Below are 17,573 nucleotides of genomic sequence, written 5' to 3' on the forward strand. Positions count from 1 at the left end.
CTATATTCACTTTTAACTTTATAAATCTGACCTCTGACTTGATTTTAAAGAATACTTCTGTCTTTTAATTTTAAAAAAATCAATGGTTTTCTTTTTGCAAAACATATCTTATTTAGAACTGTTTAAAAGGAAGTCTAGCTTTATTTCTATAATTTTACATTGAAAGAATAGACAATGCTAAACCATTAAGCTAAAAAAGTATTCTGCATCTACTTCTGACTTCATAAATCTGATTTCTAACTTTATTGACGTGCAAAAACTCAAAAAAATATATCACAATCTTGCTATTTATCTCCGTTGGTTTATGATACGGATAGGCAAAACGATACGCTTTACGCTAAAGTTTATGGTGGGTGTGCTTATATTTGGACTTTTGATTACGTTGGTAGCTCAATATTCAGGTACTCAAACGTGGGCTGCCAAAATTGGAGCGACTTATTTGAGTGAGCGTTTGGGGTTTCCAATTACTATCGAAAGATTATATTTTTCTGATATTGATAAAGTTACATTAATTAATTTGCGTGTCATTGACCATACAGACCGTCTTTTTATAGATTCAGATACACTTAATGCAGATTTGGGATGGCGTAAGATTTTTGGAGGAGAAGTTATTCAGATTGATAATGTAGAATTGCGTGGAACACAGTTTAATATGACCATGAATCCTGCAACAGAATCTTGGAATATCAATGAGCTTGTACGAGCTATTTCTGCTCTTTCTTCTACCACTGACACTACCAAAAAAACAAAAGCAATTCCTTTCAGAATTAGTAAGGCAAGTTTGCATAATGTACAATTTTCTCTTCATAATCCAACTAGAGATTCATTAGCAACAGGACTTTTTGATTACAATCATTTTACTATCAATAATATTTATGGTGAGTTAGATTATTTTAGATTGTTTAAAGATACAGTTGAATTAAATGTCAAAAATGGAAGTTTGATTGAGCCTTTTGTAGATTTTCCTGTCAGTAACTTGGATGTATTTTTTCGTTATACCAACAATTCATTAGAATTTCTCAATCTGGATGCACAAATTGGAAATAGTTATCTCAAAGACACACTTATTTTTAGATATGATAGTACGGCTTATCTTTCAGAGAATTTTATAGAAAAAGTAGATATTTATGCAAACCTTCAAAATGCCCAAATTGATTTTGCTGATTTGGCTCGTTTTGCACCTTCTTTAAAAGCCTACAAAGAACGAGTAGTAGCTACAGGAGTGGTGCGTGGAACAGTGGATGATTTGCGTTCGAAAGGTTTACGAATTGATTTTGCGAATCAGAGTTTTGTTGATGGAAAATTTGCTATTCGGGGGCTGCCTGATTATGAAAACTCTTTTTTTGATTTGCGTTTTAAAGATGCACGAGTTACTATTTCTGATATAAAACAATATATTTCTCCATCTGATTATCAAACTGTTTTGCCTTTAGGAATGGTTAATTTTTCAGGTGAGTTTTTAGGGTTTCCTTCTGATTTTGTAGCCAATGCAAAATTCAAAACCTCCATAGGAAATGCAGTAACTGATATTCATTTGAATACAACAAATAAAACGTATGAAGGTAAATTAAATTTGACAAAATTCAATGCTGGAAAACTCGCCAAAAGTAGTTTTCTAGGACAAATAACAGCTAAAGGACAGATAAAAGGAAAAGGTTTTAATCAAAAAGAAGCTAATTTAGAAATCAAGGCTACTGTCGATAGCATCACATTAAAAAATACATTTAAGTATTACTCGTATAAAAATATTTTGGTAGATGGACGTTTGAAATACCCTTCTTTTGATGGAGAAATGACAGTCAATGATGTAAATTTAGTAGCTGATGTGCGTGGGAAAATTGATTTACAAGATAGTGTTATAAATGGAAGAGTTCGTATTATAAAGTCGGATTTGCAAAACTTAGGTCTTTCAAGAAAAATTGCAAACCTACAAGGAAATGGTAATTTTAATCTAAAAGGGCTTACTCTAAATTCTATTACAGGAACAGCCGAAATTCGTCAAGCACAAATTGATTACAACAAAAATAAACTAGCTTTAAGCGTAATTTCTCTTAATTCTACCTTAGAAAATGGGGTTCGTGATATTCATTTAGAATCTGATTATGTTGATTTTGATATAAAAGGAGAATTTCAATTACAAGATGCCATTGATGATGCCATAAATACATTTGAAGAATATCAATTAGAATTTCTGAATGATTCGGCTTCACAAGTAGCTTATTATGATAAAAAGAAAGAGAGTTTAGAAAAAAATCCTGCTGAAAAAGAACCCTACAAGATTGATTATTCGATGGATATAAAAAAAATAAATCCACTAATTCGTCTTTTCGAACCCAGTTTTTTTATTGCTGCTGATTCAAGATTTGATGGGGTTTTTGAGCGAAATTTAGAAAAAAATCAAGTAAAATTTACATTAGATTCTTATATAGATTCACTTTCTTATCAAGATTTGGCTCTCTACAAAACAGATTTGAAAATCAATGCCATTAAGTCTTTAGATTCATTGGGAGTGGATGTTCAGACGAATATATTTTCTGAAAGACAGTATTATACAAGTGCTGTTTCTGCTGAAAATTTGCGTATAGATGCTCAATGGTTTGGAAGAGAAATTTTATTTGACACATATCTCAAAAGACAAGAACACGAAGATAATGTTTCTTTGAAAGGTTCTTTAAATATTACAGATTCACTTTATGCACTTAATCTTATCAAACCAGAATTTTTAGTCTTAGATAAAAAATGGAAAAGTGATTCCTCTGTTAGAATAGGAATTCGTAAAGATGAAATTCGTTTTGAAGATAGATTTGTATTGCAAAGTGATAGCCAACGAGTAGAAGTAATGGGCAAAGTTTCGAAAGACCCAAACTCGGTTCTGAATGTGGGTTTGGTCAATGTAGATTTAGAACCTTTTGGAATATTTTTGGGGCAGGATGTGGAAGGGCGAGCAAGTGGAGAAGCCTTTATTAGTGGTGTTTATGATACATTAAAATTAGAAAATAATCTCAATCTTCAAAAAGTAGTAATGGCAGGTATTCCGATTGGAAACTTGCATACAGAGTCTGTTTGGAATAATGAAGAACAAAAACTAAATATTGAATCTTATTTAGCGTATGGACGTAGAGAAGTCGTTGATATTTCGGGATATTATTCGCCAAAAGACAAAGAAAATCCATTGAATTTGGATGCCAAAATTATCGGAATGAAACTCAATATTATTGAACCTTTTCTGAATGTAGTAGCAGATAATTTTAAGGGAGATGTATATGGTGCTGTCAAGATAAAAGGAAAGCCAAATCAGATTAAATTGATTGGAGAAGCCTTTGTAAGTGGGGGCAGTTTTAGAGTAGATTATCTCAATACAGTTTATCATTTTGATGATAAAGTAACTTTTACAGAAAATCAAATTGGTGTGGATAGATTGCGTTTGTATGACGATGCTGACAATATTGCGTTTTTGGATGGTGGTATTTTTCACGATGGTTTTAAGGATTTTGTGATGCAACTTCGTGGAGAAATGAAAAAAATGAAGGTTTTAGATACAAAACCACATCATAATGACCTTTTTTATGGAACTGCTTTTGCGACAGGAGATTTTGAGCTTTTTGGAGCTTTAGAGCAATTAGGAATTACGATTAATGCAAAAAGTGAAGCTGGGACACGTATTTATATGCCTCTCTCAAATCCTGAAGATGTTTCTTCGACACAGTCTTTCATTCGTTTTGTCAATCATACCGATTCTACAAAATTAGATTCTCTTCAAAGCCGTTTGAAAAAAGAAGATTTGTCTAGTCTAAAAATGGAATTCAATTTAGATATTACACCTGATGCATACATGGAACTTATTTTTGATAAAAAAGTAGGGGATGTTATTCGTGGAAATGGAAAAGGAAGACTCAAAATGATTGTCGATACAAAAGGCGATTTTAATATGTATGGCGATGTAGAAATTGTAAAGGGAGCATATAATTTTACCTTTATGAATGTCATAAATAAAGAATTTAATGTAGATAGAGGAAGTCATATTACGTGGAGTGGTGATCCTTTTGCTGCACAAGTAGATTTGACAGCGACGTATCAACAAATGGCTTCTCTTGCTCCTTTGATTACAGTTTCGGATAGTAGTGTTTTGGCTAGTCCAGAGATAAAAAGGCGTTATCCTGTTGTGGTGGATTTGTTTTTGAAAGGTGATTTGCTTACTCCAGATATTTCTTTTGACATAAATATAACTCAATATCCAGCTTTGATACTAGCAGGAGGAACACCAATTTCGTTAGAATCATATATAGCAGCTTTCAAAACTCGTATTCAGAATGACGACCAAGAAATGAATAAACAGGTCTTTAGTTTAATTTTATTGAGACGTTTATCTACCCAAAATGCCTTTGAGGGAATTAATAGGTCAGCAGGAAGTAGTGTAAGTGAGCTTTTATCCAATCAGCTTAGTAATCTCATTTCGCAAGTAGATGAAAATTTAGAAATAGATTTGAATGTACAAGGGTTAGATGCACAAGCATTGAATACGTTACAACTTCGTTTGTCATATTCATTTTTTGAGGGAAGAATACGTGTAACTCGGGAAGGCTCGTTTACCAATGTTCAGAATCAAGCTAATTTAGCTAGTATTGCAGGTGATTGGACAGTCGAATATTTGATTTTGCCAGATGGAAAACTGCGTATGAAAGTCTATCATAAAAATAATGTAAACACATTCAATACAGCCCTTCAAAACAATTCGACAGCAGGAGCAAGTCTATTAAAAGTCTTTACTTTTGATAATTTTAAAGACCTTTTTAAATTCAAGAAGAAGAAAAAGAAAGTTCCTTTTGTGCAGGATAATGAAATTCGGATTGAGGAGTAAGTTGCATTTAACTGTCATAGAAGTAAAAAAGACAGCCATTTTCTTAGTTTTTTATTACGTTCTATTTATTATCCGAACCTTCCGAAACAGGTTTTTCCAATAAAATTTTATGACGAGATTTATTCATAATCCAATTTGCAATAGTATCTGCCCAATATTTTGATGATTCTCGTGTAGGGTGTGCGCCATCTCTTTCTCTATCAAACTCCAAATCTTTAGACAAGAAAAAAGTATTTGAAGGCATATTTCGTTCAATGATTTCATTAATTCCCGTATCATCTTTCCAGTTTGGAGGACCTACCCAAATAAAAGGTGTATCGCCAGCTTGTGCAATAATATCTTGAATATCTTTTTCTCGTTCGTAAATATCAGTTCTGAAAAGTTCATTTGCTCCTAGCGTAAAAATCACAATCGTAGGTTTATAAATTTCTATCAAACGTTCCAAACTATCAGTTTTACTCCATTGAATAGTTAGAGAACTATACCAAATTCGCCCTTTCAAAAAGTGATTATTATGTTTTGCATAGCTTCGGAAAGCAAGATACAAGCCTTCTGACATAGAATCTCCAGTCAATAAAATACGCTGTGCAGAAGTATCAATGCTATTTTTGCGAGCTAGTTCTAAAGAATCTACTATAAAATAGGTTTGTTTGGCTAACTGTTGATACAAAAAATCTGTTGAAGGAGGAGTAAATAATTCTTTGGCAGTTGGTTTTTTGATAGACAAATCAAAATTTACAGGCTTTTCATAACTATCCATTGCATACAAACCCAAAATTACACACAAAACGACTAACCACACAGAAAACAAATTGTATAAATTAGATGTAGAAGATTTCTTTTGAGAGGAATGAGAAGTAAAAGGAGGAATAAAATCAGACAATTTGACTAGAATAAATTAAGTATAACAGACTCTCTAGTCTGTGCAAAATTAAAAAAGAGAATCAAAAAAAGAGAAAGAATTAAAGCTCAAATTTAACGTGAACTCGGTATTATATTCTTGCTTTATGTCTCTGTCAGACACTTCAGAGTGTCAGACAGCTATGTTGGGCTATCTTGTCTGACATCTTGAAGGTGTACTGACAAGATAGTTTGTAAATCAGTTAATAAAGAAGCATAGACTGATGAATACATATAATTCTAATACCGAGTTCACGTAAATTTATTAATTCTTGTATCAATAAACTATATTTTTTCTAAAAAATAGACAAAAAAATACAAATATAATGGCTCTACCAACAGTTAAACAAAATATAAAAGGAGTATATTCATTTGCTCAAAACAAATGAAATATTTTCTCAGAAGTATTTTAAGCTACATCTGAATACATTATCTGTCGCTAAAAAGTTGGAAGAGCCAGCAATTTTGTAAATCACATTAGAATAGTGTAAGCTATTTTACGATATCAAATTAGTAATCATATCATCAGAAAATGATTGGTTTTATGCTGAAACAAAAGTATTGATTAGTTTCATTTCGTTATCAAACTTCTGACTTAGTTCTTCTGATGCGTTTAGGAGAGGAAGTCTTACATCAGGTTTCATAATTCCCATTAAAGACAAAATTTCTTTGATTCCAACAGGGTTACTTTCTACAAATAAATGTTCGAATAAAGGAAAAAGCTGGTGTAAATATTCATTTGCTGTTTTATAATCTCCTTTAAGGGCTGCACGAGTAAGGTTTCCAAATTCTTTTGGATAGGCATTCGGAATAACTCCAATTACACCATCTGCACCCAAAGAAATCAAAGGAAGTGTAAGGGCATCATCTCCAGAAAATACCATAAAATCTTTTGGCTTATTTCTCAAAATTTCGATACATTGAGTAATATCACCAGATGCTTCTTTTGTTCCAATTATATTTGGGTGTTCTGCTAGTCTTAGTGTTGTCTTTGCTTCAATATTGGATGCTGTTCTGCTCGGTACATTATACAAAATAATTGGTTTGGGACTAGCATCAGCCATTTCCATATAATGTCTATAAATTCCTTCTTGTGTTGGTTTGTTGTAAGAAGGAGATGCCGAAAGAATTGCTGAAACACCTTCTAAGTTAGATTTTCCAATCAATTCAATGAGTTGTTTGGTGTCATTCCAAGCTAACCCATACACCAAAGGTAATTTTTTTGGATTATTTTCAGTAATAAAATCAAAAATCTCTCGTTTTTCTTGGCGTGTTGTGGTGGCAGCCTCGCCAGTTGTGCCATGAACGACCCAAAATTCTACATGGTCTTGTGTATGTACAAGTAAATTTTTGAGTGCATCAAAATCTACATTTTTATTTTCATCGAAAGGAGTAACTAGGGCAATTCCTGTTCCTCTAAATAAATTATTCATAGCTATTTGTTAAAAGTCGTCAGCTTAGTTTCGAAACCCTAAGGGTTTTCAAAACCCTTAGGGCTTAAAAATATATTCATACAAAGTTAAACGATAATAGTGATTTTAAAAATAGGCATTCTCTCAAAAAAAGTAAACTTTAGTCGTTTAGCCCTTCATTTTCACCTTCTGCTTCTATATATTCTGTTTCAGTAAGTGGAATTACCCATTTATACAATCTCCAACTTCGTTTTTCTTTCGTCAAATCAACAGTAGAATCAATAAAAGATTGTTTTTTTCTTCCATTCAACGACATTTCAGATTCTACTTTTATGATAGGTTCGATATAGCCTTTTTCTTTTTTATAATAATCTTCCAAAAAATGAATGTATTGAAGCATCATATCTGGGTCTTTTTGCATTTTTTGTCTTTGGCGATAGGGTAAATGTTTGCTAGGGTAAGCAATTTCTTGTTTATCTGACTTAGCATCACTGACTTTGAAAGTGGTAATCCCTCGTTTGGTTCTGAGCATCATTCTCCACGAAAAAAAGTGTCCTTGTTCTGTCCAGCTAGGGTCTTCTCCATACAAAAATGCCCTCCAAGGAAGAAAAAATTGAATCACAAAAAATAAAATAAAGAAAGAATAAACGAAGTTTTGATATAATTTTGAAGTATCAGAATACTGAAAAAAGTGAGTGTTTTTTTTAGGCAGTTTTTTATCAAAATACTTAAAAACCCACCAATTTCGAAAAACAGAAGGAGGGAAAAATAAAGCTGTTGCAGCGATAGAAAACCAAGGAAAAGTACCAATTCCGAACGTAATTGCATTGGTAGCATGAAAAAAGATAGCTAAAATAAAGGTTACTTTCCTCGTTTTTTTCCAAAGCATAAGAGGAACAACAAACAAATCAAAGATAATTCCACCATAAGCCACCAAAAAAGCATGGTACTTGTGAGCAAGTAAAATTCCTAAATAAGGAACAGGATGATTTTTTTTGGCAGCCAACCAAATTTGCATCGGTTGAGCGTGTAGCCAGTCAATATTCAGTTTTGCAATTCCTGCATAAATATAAACTATACTAAGTTGAAAAATGATACAATAGACTGTCCAAGCAGGAATTTCAGAAGATTTTATAGTTGGGTTTTGATGAGCATCTACTGAAAAAGCTCGGTTTGCAGGAAGAAAAGCAAAGACTAAAAACAGAATACAATACAAATAAACGTGATTGATATACAGTGTTTTTTCCATTAAAAAAATAGAAGTAGCCGAAAAAAACATAGCAATACAAGCAAAACGATACTTAAAACCAACCACCACCATCAAACCCAAAATAAAATTTACTCCAAAATGAGTGTACATTAGCAGTGGTTCTGACCAAGGTTTGATAAAAGGAGCGAAGGAATACGAAAAATGCAAATCTCCTGTCAAAAGAGTTTTGACATAAGGCGATAAAGCTCCTCCACAGAGTTCGATAGTCATCAATAATCCCAAAATGATTCTTGCATAAATCAAAGGTGCGATATCAATAGGCTTGTTTAATGATGCTTTTAGATTTGTGTATAATTTCATCTGTCAAAGATACAATCCACTTTTTTTTAGACAAAATTAAACCCTCATTATAATTAAATAAAGAGGGTTTATATAGTGTTTTATTGATTTCCTAATGAATTAGGTTCTATATAATTTTGCCACCACGAATAACACGAAGTAAAACGGCAACAATAGCAATAACTAAAAGTACATGAATGATTCCACCTGTATAAGCTCCACTAAAGAAACTTACAGCCCATAAAATAACAAGAACAACAGCGACGATATATAATAAATTACCCATAATAAAAAGATTAAAAAGTTAAGATTAAAAAGTGGAAGATGTGATTATCTTCTATTAAGATTGATTTTTTTATTTAAAAAATAATTAAAAGGGAAAATAAATATAAATTCCCTTTTAATTTAAAAACGTTCTTTGACTAGATAGACTTAATCATGTCGACTACCTCATCTCTAGTTTTACCTAGCTTTTGTTGAAGGTTACCAAGTATCTCGTCTTCTTTCCCTTCTTGATACGTCAAATCATTGTCGGTAAGTGAGCCATACGATTGTTTTAAACGACCTTTTACTTCGTTCCAAGTTCCTTTATATTCTAGCTTGTCCATAATAATAAAATTTAAAAAATTAAGATTAAAAAATAAATAATAGCATTTATTAGGCTTTTTTACACTAAATATCTAATAAATACTCAATATAATAACATTTTTAAAAGATGTTTGTTTGAAAAAATTCAAAAAAACTTTCTTGTAGCATATTTAACCTTCTACTTTACCACTTGTAGTTTTGAAAAGTCCCATTCCTGAGATAAAAAATATAAGACCAAGTATAGCAAAAATCCAAGGGTTTTGATCAGAAAGGTTTTGTCCGAAAATACCGAATACACCTATTACTAATCCGATAATGCCCATAAGGATAAGGAAAATGCTGATTATTGCTTTAAAATTCATAGCTGAAAAAATTTATGTCTATATCAAATAAATATAAGACGAGGTGAAAAAGTGGCAATTAGAAAATCTTAGTTTTACTAATTTGCTTGAATAAAGATGTTTTTGTTAAATACTTTTTGTGATTTTTAAAACACTTTATTTAGTGGAATATAGTTTGAGAAGGAAAATTTAAAAAAATGATTGTTCCCTTGTCAGAAAAAATGGCTTTGTAAATTTAATTACTTAGCGAAACTACTTAAAGTGTCTGTCTATTTATACAACTCTAATTGATGAAGAAAGGTTACACAAAATACAAAATAATTTTGGTTCATTGTAAGATACAAAAAAAATAGCCTTAGAATTACTTTTGTAAGGCTAAGAGCGTTTTGATAGAAAAGCTAGTTTTTATAAATGCAAAAGTCACGGCTGGAAACTGGATATATAGTCCTTACTTGGCTTGAGGTAAGCTAGAGCTGGGCAGGTTGGGTTACATTTCAGCTTCAGTGATCTTTATATTTTCTAACTCATTCTCATCAATTTCTGCTACTGGATCTAACCATTCTCTATCAGGTTTTGCTATTAATCTCGCATTACTATATGCCCATTCTAATTCTAGTACTGTTGAACTAAAATATCTTTCCCCTTCTCTCTCTACTACTAATGCTAATTCTGTTTTGTCTGGTTGTTTTAGTGATAAAGGTAAAAGTAATTGAATTTTGCCATTATAGTATTGAGGAACAGCAGCTTTATAATTACGTCTTACTCTCTCTCTTGCAGTTTTCAATCCCTGTTCCAAAAGACTTTGTAGCATATAATCAGACATGTTAGCTAAGTCTTGAAACCTTTTATTTCTATCTTTGAGAATATGTTCGTAGTTTAATTCATGATCTAATGACGGGTTATATATTATCTCAGAAATATCTGTAATTTCTCTAAAATAGTCTGGACTTTCTGGTTTTTCTTTAAAAACACTCATATCACGATCACTACTTTTACAAAATTTAGACAATACCCATTTAGGCTCTAAAACAGATTTACGATTTAAATTTTCAACAAAAAAAGCATAAATACCTTCTTGTCTTTGATTAGCAAGACCTGTGTTAAAACAAGCACATTGTATATCTCGTTTTTTACCCTTCCAGATATATTCAGTAGTTGAATATGATATTCTCATAATATCATACTTTGCCTCTTCCTTTTTTAAACGAGCAAAAGTATATAAAATATAATTTTTTAAAACAGGTAAAAACTTATTCTCAGGGTCACTATTTAAATAATTCCATGGTTCAGGAGATAACAAAGCTAAGTCTGAAAACTTCCGATCCATATTAGGAATTTGAGCGAACTTATATAGAGGTAATCTTGAGTCATAATAAATTCTACCAGCAGCATTGTTACCCCTATGTTTAGTCTTATCAAATTCAATATCATCTCCCTCTATCATTTTTACCATCGTATTCTCATAAATTGTATTACCTCTAGTATCTATGAACTCTCTATAGTGAATATCATAATATTCCCTATCTTCTTTACAACGAACTCTTCCTATACCATCAGCAAAATCCACGATTACACCTGTATATCTAGGAGTAATACGTTTTACATTATTTGCAGAATATTCTATTTTACCTCTTCTTTCACCTTCAACTATATCAAACTCTACCTCTTCTTTTTCAATAAGAATTTTTGCTTCATCTGAAATTTTATCAACATGAATATATACTTCTTTACCATCATCTGTGTATGCTTTTCCATGATTATGTTGAGGATTGAAGTACTTTACAACAGCTTTAGTTTTTGACATAGATTTTAATTTTTTTTTTAATAAAATCTAATATAAAAAATTCCCTCAAAAGTAAAAAGCCTTCAAGGGAATCTTTAGTATAAAATATAAGATTTGCAATTTCAATCTTTTCAAGTCATTTTTGCGTTAGAGAGTTTATAAGTTAAGTTATAATTTTCAAAAGTCATAAATTATGAATACATCAACCGTACAATCTATCATCGAACAAATTCGAAAGCTAAATACTGACGAATTAGAACTGATACTAAAAGAAGTTTTTGAAAGCGTCGAACGCAAAAAAAGAATCACACTTGCTTTGGATAACTTTATCGGAACTGGAAAAGGAATATGGAATTTAGATGCACAAGAATATGTAAATTCTTTGAGAGAAGAAGATAGATAAAGCCAAAATTATGAGAATATTTATTGATACTGCTCCTTTTATCTACCTAATAGAAGCTAATCCAATTTTTGTAGAAAAGGTTAAAAACTATTTCATAGAAGTAATTTTGAATCAAGAAAAATTAGTAACTAGCGTAATTACAGTTATGGAGTTTGGCGTAATGCCAGAAAGACAAGGCAAACAAGAAACTATTTTAAAATTTAGAGATTTTTTAGATTCAATGGACATATCTGTCATTTCTATAAATGAACAAATATCTGTTAGAGCTTATAAATTAAGAGCAAAATATAGTTTTTTGAAAGGAATGGACGCATTACAAATGGCAGTTGCCTTGGAGGAAAACTGCGAAAAATTCTTAACTAATGATGATAAACTAAAAAGTGTAACAGAATTAGAAGTTATTTTAATCGATAATCTATAAAAATAAGTTTCTGTCTAATAAAAGTAAAATCAAAAAACTAACTTTCACATTTAGAAGAAGAAATGAGTAATATGTTATTCAGCTTCTGGCTATATTTTTAAAGTGCAAAAAAGCCATAAAGATTTAGATAATCTCTATGGCTTTTATTTTTATCTATTACTCATTTTATCAAGTATCAACACGAGCATAACGAGCATTTTTCTCAATAAACTCTCTACGTGGCGCAACTTCATCGCCCATAAGCATAGAGAAAAGTTGGTCAGCAGCAGCAGCAGATTCTACATCTACACGCTTCATACTTCTTGTTTCAGGATTCATAGTTGTTTCCCAAAGTTGTTCTGGGTTCATTTCTCCCAAACCTTTGTAACGTTGTACGCCTACTCCGTTTAGGCTTCCTCCACCGAGTTCTCTCATTGCTTGTTCACGCTGAGGTTCGTCCCAACAATACACTTGTTGTTTTCCTTTCTTGACGAGGTATAAAGGAGGTTGAGCAATATAAACATAGCCTTTTTCAACTAAATCTTTCATATAACGGAAGAAAAGAGTCAAAATTAGTGTTCTGATATGGCTTCCATCAACGTCTGCATCGGTCATGATTACAATTTTGTGATAGCGAAGTTTGTCAAGATTTAAATATTTTTCGCCGTTTTCATTTTCTCCAAAACGAATACCTAAAGCTGTAATGATATTTTTTATTTCTTCATTATCATAAATACGGTGTTCTTGTGCTTTTTCTACGTTCAAGATTTTACCACGCAATGGCAAGATGGCTTGTGATTGTCTATCTCTTCCTTGTTTGGCAGAGCCACCAGCAGAATCACCCTCTACGAGGTAAATTTCACACTTTTGAGGGTCTTTTTCCGAACAATCGGCTAATTTACCAGGTAGTCCTGTTCCACTAAGAGCCGTTTTTCGTTGTACCATTTCACGAGCTTTTCGTGCAGCCATTCTAGCTTGTGCAGCTAAAGTAACCTTTTGAATGATAATTTTGGCTTCTTTCGGATTTTCTTCTAAATAACTATACAGTGCATCGGCTACACAAGTTTCTACTGCACCCGAAACTTCAGAGTTTCCTAGTTTGGTTTTGGTTTGTCCTTCAAATTGAGGCTCCATTACTTTTACTGAAATAACAGCAGTCATTCCTTCTCTAAAATCACCTCCTGAGAGTTCAACTTTTTTGTCTGTCAAGCCATTTTTATCAGCATAACTTTTCAAAGTTCTGGTCAAGGCACGATAAAAACCTGTAATATGTGTTCCTCCTTCTATTGTATTTATATTATTTACATAAGAGAATACATTTTCAGCATAAGAAGTATTATAAAGAATAGCTACCTGTACGGGAACATCATTTTTGTCGCCTTCTACATAGATTGCATTTGGAATAATAGCTGTACGACTTTTATCTAAATATTCTACAAACTCACGTAGTCCACCTTCTGATAAAAATGTTTCAGTAACAAAATTTCCTTGTTCGTCTTTTTCTCCAAATTCTTCTCTAACATCTGAAAGAGTAATTTTTACACCTGCATTGAGGTAAGAAAGTTCACGAAGACGATTCGCAACCATTTCATATTTAAAAACAGAATGCGTAAAAATACTTGCATCTGGATGAAAAGTAACTTGCGTTCCCGAAATATCAGTAGTTCCTATTTCACGAACTGAATATTGAGGCGCACCACACGAATATTCTTGTTCATAAATTTTTCCATTTCTGTGTACTTCTACTCTCAAATCATCCGATAAGGCATTTACACACGAAACACCTACACCGTGAAGACCACCAGAAACTTTATACGTATCTTTATCAAATTTCCCTCCTGCATGAAGAACTGTCATGACGACTTCTAAAGCAGAACGATTTTCTTTTGTATGAATATCTGTTGGAATACCACGACCATTATCTTTAACTGTGATTGTATTTCCTTCGTTTATGGTTACTTGTATCGTATCACAATGCCCAGCAAGAGCCTCATCGATAGAGTTATCCACAACTTCCCAAATCAAGTGATGCAAACCTTTAACACCTACATCTCCAATATACATGGCTGGTCGTTTACGGACGGCTTCTAATCCTTCAAGAACTTGAATATTATCTGCCTCGTAGTTACCTCTTAAATTAGGAGAAACTACATTTTCGATATCTGTTTCTACTATTGGATTTTCTTCTTTATTATTTTCTGCCATTTTTTAGTATTGCTAATTATTTAATGCGTTATATTTTTGGTTTAGTGCTTTGATTTTACACTATTTGTTATCTCTTATAAATTAATTTTTACAGTTTATAAAAGACATAATTCATTCCAAAAATGATTATACAAATATACGAAAAAAACGCATCTATTGCAATTATAATAGGTGTTCTTATGGGGTGTATTTGGGGATGTTTTCTGAGGTAAAAAATGATATTTTTATATTTTCATAATATAAGGAAAGGCTAGACTAAGCAGCATTGAAGCAATCACAGAAGCTGTAACCAAAACAACAGTAATAAAGCGAAGTTGAATCAAGATAGAATCTTTTTTTTCTTGGGTATAAGTATCCAATGTATCGATATGTCTTAGAATATCTTGGTCTTTTAGATTGGTTTTGGCAGTATAACCATTTTCTTGTCGATAGCCAATATCATAATCTACTTCTACAAAATGCTCAAAAGCATCTTTATATGCACGCAATAGAGGTAAATATTTATATTTCTCTTCTACCTTTTGTTTTTTATTATTTACAATATCTTCAATCAATTTTTCAAAATTTTCCTTCCATTTATTAATTGAAACACTGTCTAATCTATTTATGAAGTCTTTTTCATGTCTTCGTAACTGTAATACTAATACTTTATTTATATTAGGTTGCGTTTCTAACTGTCTTATATATTCTCTCATAACACCCTCTAAGCCATAATTTTTATATCCTCTCAATCTTATTTTACGAGCGAGTTCTTTCATCATATCTGTACTAGATTTGACTTCAAGCTGTAATGAATCCAAATTTTGGATCATTTTCCATTTTTTTGCTTGAGAAGAATTTTTGATAGAATCAATAGTAGCAAGTATTTGAGCTTGGCTAATTACGTATTCTTTCAAAAAACGACTGTTTCCTGTTTTATAAAAATCTTCATTTACAGGTTCGTTTAATAAGAAATCACTTCTTAGTTTGGATAAATTATGAATACGATTATGCAATGCATGAACATCATCGGCTAAAAGATTAATTGATTCTACACGCCTAAAAAGCCAAAAACTAAGTGTAGCCACAGCAAAGGAGAGTAAGGTGTAAACCAGAAAAGCGATAAAAATACGCTGACGAGGATATTTGAGTTTTATCATTTAATCATAAATATCTAATGATTTTGAGTTTTATACAAAATGCCAACTAATAAGTACGTAAAAATTACAGCAAATTCATAAAAAACACGCTTATCTTTAATTTAAAGAAATACAGCCTCAAGACTTGCCAAAGTGATAAAAGTACTGATATTCAACTTTTTATATAAGCTCGTGGACTTAACTTTGCAGTATTAAAATAAGAAAAATTAATCTTCTTATTTACTCAAACTTAATCAACAAGTAAATTATTAGCACTACTTACTACTATCATCATGTACACACTCAAAATTAATATCTTTTCTTCTTTATTGTCTTTAGTTTCGAAAAAAACTAACTTTACTTCTACGACAAAAAAAGATAAAAAGAGACCTTCCAAAGAAAAAACTGTGAAAAAAACTCCTTCTGAAAATAAATTACCTTCTGCTAATAAAGAAAGTAATATTTATTATCTGCCTGTACATTTGATGTAAAAAATAAAACACGCTCTTTGTGTAAATTTGCACAAAAAACGTGTATTAAAAAGAATCTAAAATGATATAATTGATGGATATAATTATTTTCTAAAAATCCAGTTAATCGCATTTTCTTTGCTTACATAAAACCTACATTCATACGGCATCATCTGTTGTAAATAACTAACTACATAATCAATTCCTACTTTGTGCATAGGTGCATTTGTACGTAAAATGGCTAATTTAGCTGATTCAACTTCTCGTTGTTGCATACGAGGCATCCAATCTAACATGAGCCAAGCACGAGCAAACATACTTACATATCCTAACTCCATAGCATCAATCAACAATCCTGACGTTTCGTAAAGGTAACTGAATTCAAGTAACTTGTTCATTACTTCTTTATACTGCTCATCAGTAATATCACCTCTCCATTCTAAAGATAAAATACCAACTCTAATAGCTTCTTTATTGGTTTTGTCTTTGGGAATGTAATTAATTCTGGCAAAAGGAACTTCGAAAAGAACAGTATTTTCAAGAGGTATTTGAACATTTTTTGTTTCTAAATTCTTTCTATAAGCAGCATGAGCATCATCAAACACTTGTTTTTTTGAGGCGTATTCTTCTTTGTGTATAGTCTTAAAAGAGTGAATCATTTTTAAATTATTAAGGGGAAAACATCAAATAAAATAAAAGTCAGCAATTAGTTATTTGTATGAACTATTTAGAATAAAAACAGACACAGTTTACTACTAAAGGGGAAGAGAAATTTGTATCTAAATTCTACTAAAACTTGCTTTACAAATTTTTTTATTCTTCTTTTGACTTATATTTTGGCTATTATCAAAAAATAATACCATAAAATTGATAAAATATTTTGATATTTGCTAAACGATAGTACATTATTGAACAAATGTAGTGAAAAATTTGTTTAAAATATAGACTATTTATAGATTATTTTGAATAATTTTAACTTAATAGGTCATCTTATCGCTTTCATATTTCTTATTTATGAACTTTTAAAAGTTTTTAGAATAGAGAAACGAAAGAGGAAAGTCCGAGCAGTACAGAGCAACATGCTTCCTAACGGGAAGGCTATACCAAGTCAAAACAAGTTGTAAGTATAGACGGAAAGTGTTACAGAAAATAACCACCTTTTTAGTTTACTAATTAGGAAAGGGTGAAAAGGTGTGGTAAGAGCGCACCGACAGAAAAGGTAACTTTTTTGGGCGAATAAACCCCATGTACTGAAAGACCAAATAAGTCTGCAAATGTTTTTATTCTTATTTAATTATGAGAATAAATACAAAAAAGTTGCTCGCTGGAGCAGACGGGTAGGTCGTTAAAGCTGTTTTGCGAAAGGCAGCGTAGATAAATGATAGGACAGGTTTGCTTTTTTGCTTTAATTTTTAATTAGAATGAAAAAATTAAACTGGACAGGACTCGGCTTATAGACCTATTTTTACAACTTATTTTAAAATTATGAAGCCTTTATTTTAGATTGAAAGATTTGAAATGAAGGCTTTTTATTTATAATAGACTT

General features: G+C 31.5%; 14 protein-coding genes and 1 other RNA gene. 5 read left to right on the forward strand and 10 right to left on the reverse strand.

Features of this window, described 5'->3' with window-relative positions:
• Positions 1–250: 250 nt before the first annotated feature.
• Complete coding sequence (locus ACE193_RS19355) at positions 251–4,858, forward strand: translocation/assembly module TamB domain-containing protein (protein ID WP_375559862.1); 4,608 nt, start codon at positions 251–253, stop codon at positions 4,856–4,858.
• A 61-nt stretch (positions 4,859–4,919) separates the two neighbouring features.
• On the opposite strand, the gene ACE193_RS19360 is transcribed toward ACE193_RS19355, so the two are convergent.
• The 7 genes from ACE193_RS19360 to ACE193_RS19390 form a co-directional block, all read right to left on the reverse strand.
• Positions 4,920–5,741, reverse strand: a complete 822-nt coding sequence (locus ACE193_RS19360; protein ID WP_375559863.1) for an SGNH/GDSL hydrolase family protein — start codon at positions 5,739–5,741, stop codon at positions 4,920–4,922.
• Positions 5,742–6,300: 559 nt separating this feature from the next.
• Positions 6,301–7,191, reverse strand: a complete 891-nt coding sequence (dapA, locus tag ACE193_RS19365) for a 4-hydroxy-tetrahydrodipicolinate synthase (RefSeq protein ID WP_375559864.1) — start codon at positions 7,189–7,191, stop codon at positions 6,301–6,303.
• Between the two features lie 139 nt (positions 7,192–7,330).
• The gene (locus tag ACE193_RS19370) at positions 7,331–8,740 is read right to left on the reverse strand and encodes an HTTM domain-containing protein (RefSeq protein ID WP_375559865.1); all 1,410 of its coding nucleotides are present in this window, start codon (positions 8,738–8,740) and stop codon (positions 7,331–7,333) included.
• Between the two features lie 106 nt (positions 8,741–8,846).
• Entirely contained in the window at positions 8,847–9,005 is a 159-nt protein-coding gene (locus ACE193_RS19375; RefSeq protein WP_375559866.1) for a lmo0937 family membrane protein, read from the reverse strand.
• Positions 9,006–9,141: 136 nt separating this feature from the next.
• Positions 9,142–9,327, reverse strand: coding sequence for a CsbD family protein (locus tag ACE193_RS19380; protein ID WP_375559867.1), 186 nt, complete (start codon positions 9,325–9,327; stop codon positions 9,142–9,144).
• Positions 9,328–9,477: 150 nt separating this feature from the next.
• The gene (locus ACE193_RS19385; RefSeq protein WP_375559868.1) at positions 9,478–9,630 is read right to left on the reverse strand and encodes a hypothetical protein; all 153 of its coding nucleotides are present in this window, start codon (positions 9,628–9,630) and stop codon (positions 9,478–9,480) included.
• Between the two features lie 505 nt (positions 9,631–10,135).
• Positions 10,136–11,452, reverse strand: coding sequence for a DUF3825 domain-containing protein (locus tag ACE193_RS19390; protein WP_375559869.1), 1,317 nt, complete (start codon positions 11,450–11,452; stop codon positions 10,136–10,138).
• Between the two features lie 172 nt (positions 11,453–11,624).
• On the opposite strand from ACE193_RS19390, the gene ACE193_RS19395 reads away from it, so the two are divergent.
• Positions 11,625–11,834, forward strand: coding sequence for a hypothetical protein (locus tag ACE193_RS19395; protein WP_375559870.1), 210 nt, complete (start codon positions 11,625–11,627; stop codon positions 11,832–11,834).
• A gap of 10 nt (positions 11,835–11,844) precedes the next feature.
• Positions 11,845–12,255, forward strand: coding sequence for a type II toxin-antitoxin system VapC family toxin (locus ACE193_RS19400; RefSeq protein ID WP_375559871.1), 411 nt, complete (start codon positions 11,845–11,847; stop codon positions 12,253–12,255).
• Between the two features lie 168 nt (positions 12,256–12,423).
• Here the strand turns inward: ACE193_RS19400 and gyrB are convergent, their stop codons facing one another.
• Both gyrB and ACE193_RS19410 read right to left on the reverse strand, forming a co-directional pair.
• The gene (gene gyrB, locus ACE193_RS19405) at positions 12,424–14,439 is read right to left on the reverse strand and encodes a DNA topoisomerase (ATP-hydrolyzing) subunit B (RefSeq protein WP_375559872.1); all 2,016 of its coding nucleotides are present in this window, start codon (positions 14,437–14,439) and stop codon (positions 12,424–12,426) included.
• Positions 14,440–14,663: 224 nt separating this feature from the next.
• Positions 14,664–15,578 carry a hypothetical protein gene (locus ACE193_RS19410; RefSeq protein ID WP_375559873.1) on the reverse strand — a complete coding sequence of 305 codons (915 nt, stop codon included), beginning with the start codon at positions 15,576–15,578 and terminating at the stop codon, positions 14,664–14,666.
• A 272-nt stretch (positions 15,579–15,850) separates the two neighbouring features.
• On the opposite strand from ACE193_RS19410, the gene ACE193_RS19415 reads away from it, so the two are divergent.
• Positions 15,851–16,048 (forward strand): hypothetical protein, encoded by a 198-nt coding sequence (locus ACE193_RS19415; protein ID WP_375559874.1) that lies wholly within the window; start codon positions 15,851–15,853, stop codon positions 16,046–16,048.
• An 83-nt stretch (positions 16,049–16,131) separates the two neighbouring features.
• On the opposite strand, the gene ACE193_RS19420 is transcribed toward ACE193_RS19415, so the two are convergent.
• Positions 16,132–16,686, reverse strand: a complete 555-nt coding sequence (locus tag ACE193_RS19420) for an STAS/SEC14 domain-containing protein (protein WP_375559875.1) — start codon at positions 16,684–16,686, stop codon at positions 16,132–16,134.
• 318 nt (positions 16,687–17,004) lie between these two features.
• On the opposite strand from ACE193_RS19420, the gene rnpB reads away from it, so the two are divergent.
• An RNA gene (gene rnpB, locus ACE193_RS19425) (RNase P RNA component class A) lies at positions 17,005–17,497 on the forward strand.
• The last annotated feature ends 76 nt before the right edge of the window (positions 17,498–17,573 follow it).

Origin of the sequence: Bernardetia aquimarina (assembly GCF_042180575.1) — a bacterium.
GTDB lineage: Bacteria > Bacteroidota > Bacteroidia > Cytophagales > Bernardetiaceae > Bernardetia.

Excerpts from the sequence above, each read along its gene's own strand:
- ACE193_RS19420 (WP_375559875.1), bottom strand. The coding sequence starts at position 16,686 with ATGATTCACTCTTTTAAGACTATACACAAAGAAGAATACGCCTCAAAA.
- ACE193_RS19385 (WP_375559868.1), bottom strand. The coding sequence starts at position 9,630 with ATGGGCATTATCGGATTAGTAATAGGTGTATTCGGTATTTTCGGACAA.
- gyrB (WP_375559872.1), bottom strand. The coding sequence starts at position 14,439 with ATGGCAGAAAATAATAAAGAAGAAAATCCAATAGTAGAAACAGATATC.
- ACE193_RS19415 (WP_375559874.1), top strand. The coding sequence starts at position 15,851 with ATGTACACACTCAAAATTAATATCTTTTCTTCTTTATTGTCTTTAGTT.
- ACE193_RS19375 (WP_375559866.1), bottom strand. The coding sequence starts at position 9,005 with ATGGGTAATTTATTATATATCGTCGCTGTTGTTCTTGTTATTTTATGG.
- ACE193_RS19390 (WP_375559869.1), bottom strand. The coding sequence starts at position 11,452 with ATGTCAAAAACTAAAGCTGTTGTAAAGTACTTCAATCCTCAACATAAT.
- dapA (WP_375559864.1), bottom strand. The coding sequence starts at position 7,191 with ATGAATAATTTATTTAGAGGAACAGGAATTGCCCTAGTTACTCCTTTC.
- ACE193_RS19410 (WP_375559873.1), bottom strand. The coding sequence starts at position 15,578 with ATGATAAAACTCAAATATCCTCGTCAGCGTATTTTTATCGCTTTTCTG.
- ACE193_RS19380 (WP_375559867.1), bottom strand. The coding sequence starts at position 9,327 with ATGGACAAGCTAGAATATAAAGGAACTTGGAACGAAGTAAAAGGTCGT.
- ACE193_RS19395 (WP_375559870.1), top strand. The coding sequence starts at position 11,625 with ATGAATACATCAACCGTACAATCTATCATCGAACAAATTCGAAAGCTA.
- ACE193_RS19370 (WP_375559865.1), bottom strand. The coding sequence starts at position 8,740 with ATGAAATTATACACAAATCTAAAAGCATCATTAAACAAGCCTATTGAT.
- ACE193_RS19400 (WP_375559871.1), top strand. The coding sequence starts at position 11,845 with ATGAGAATATTTATTGATACTGCTCCTTTTATCTACCTAATAGAAGCT.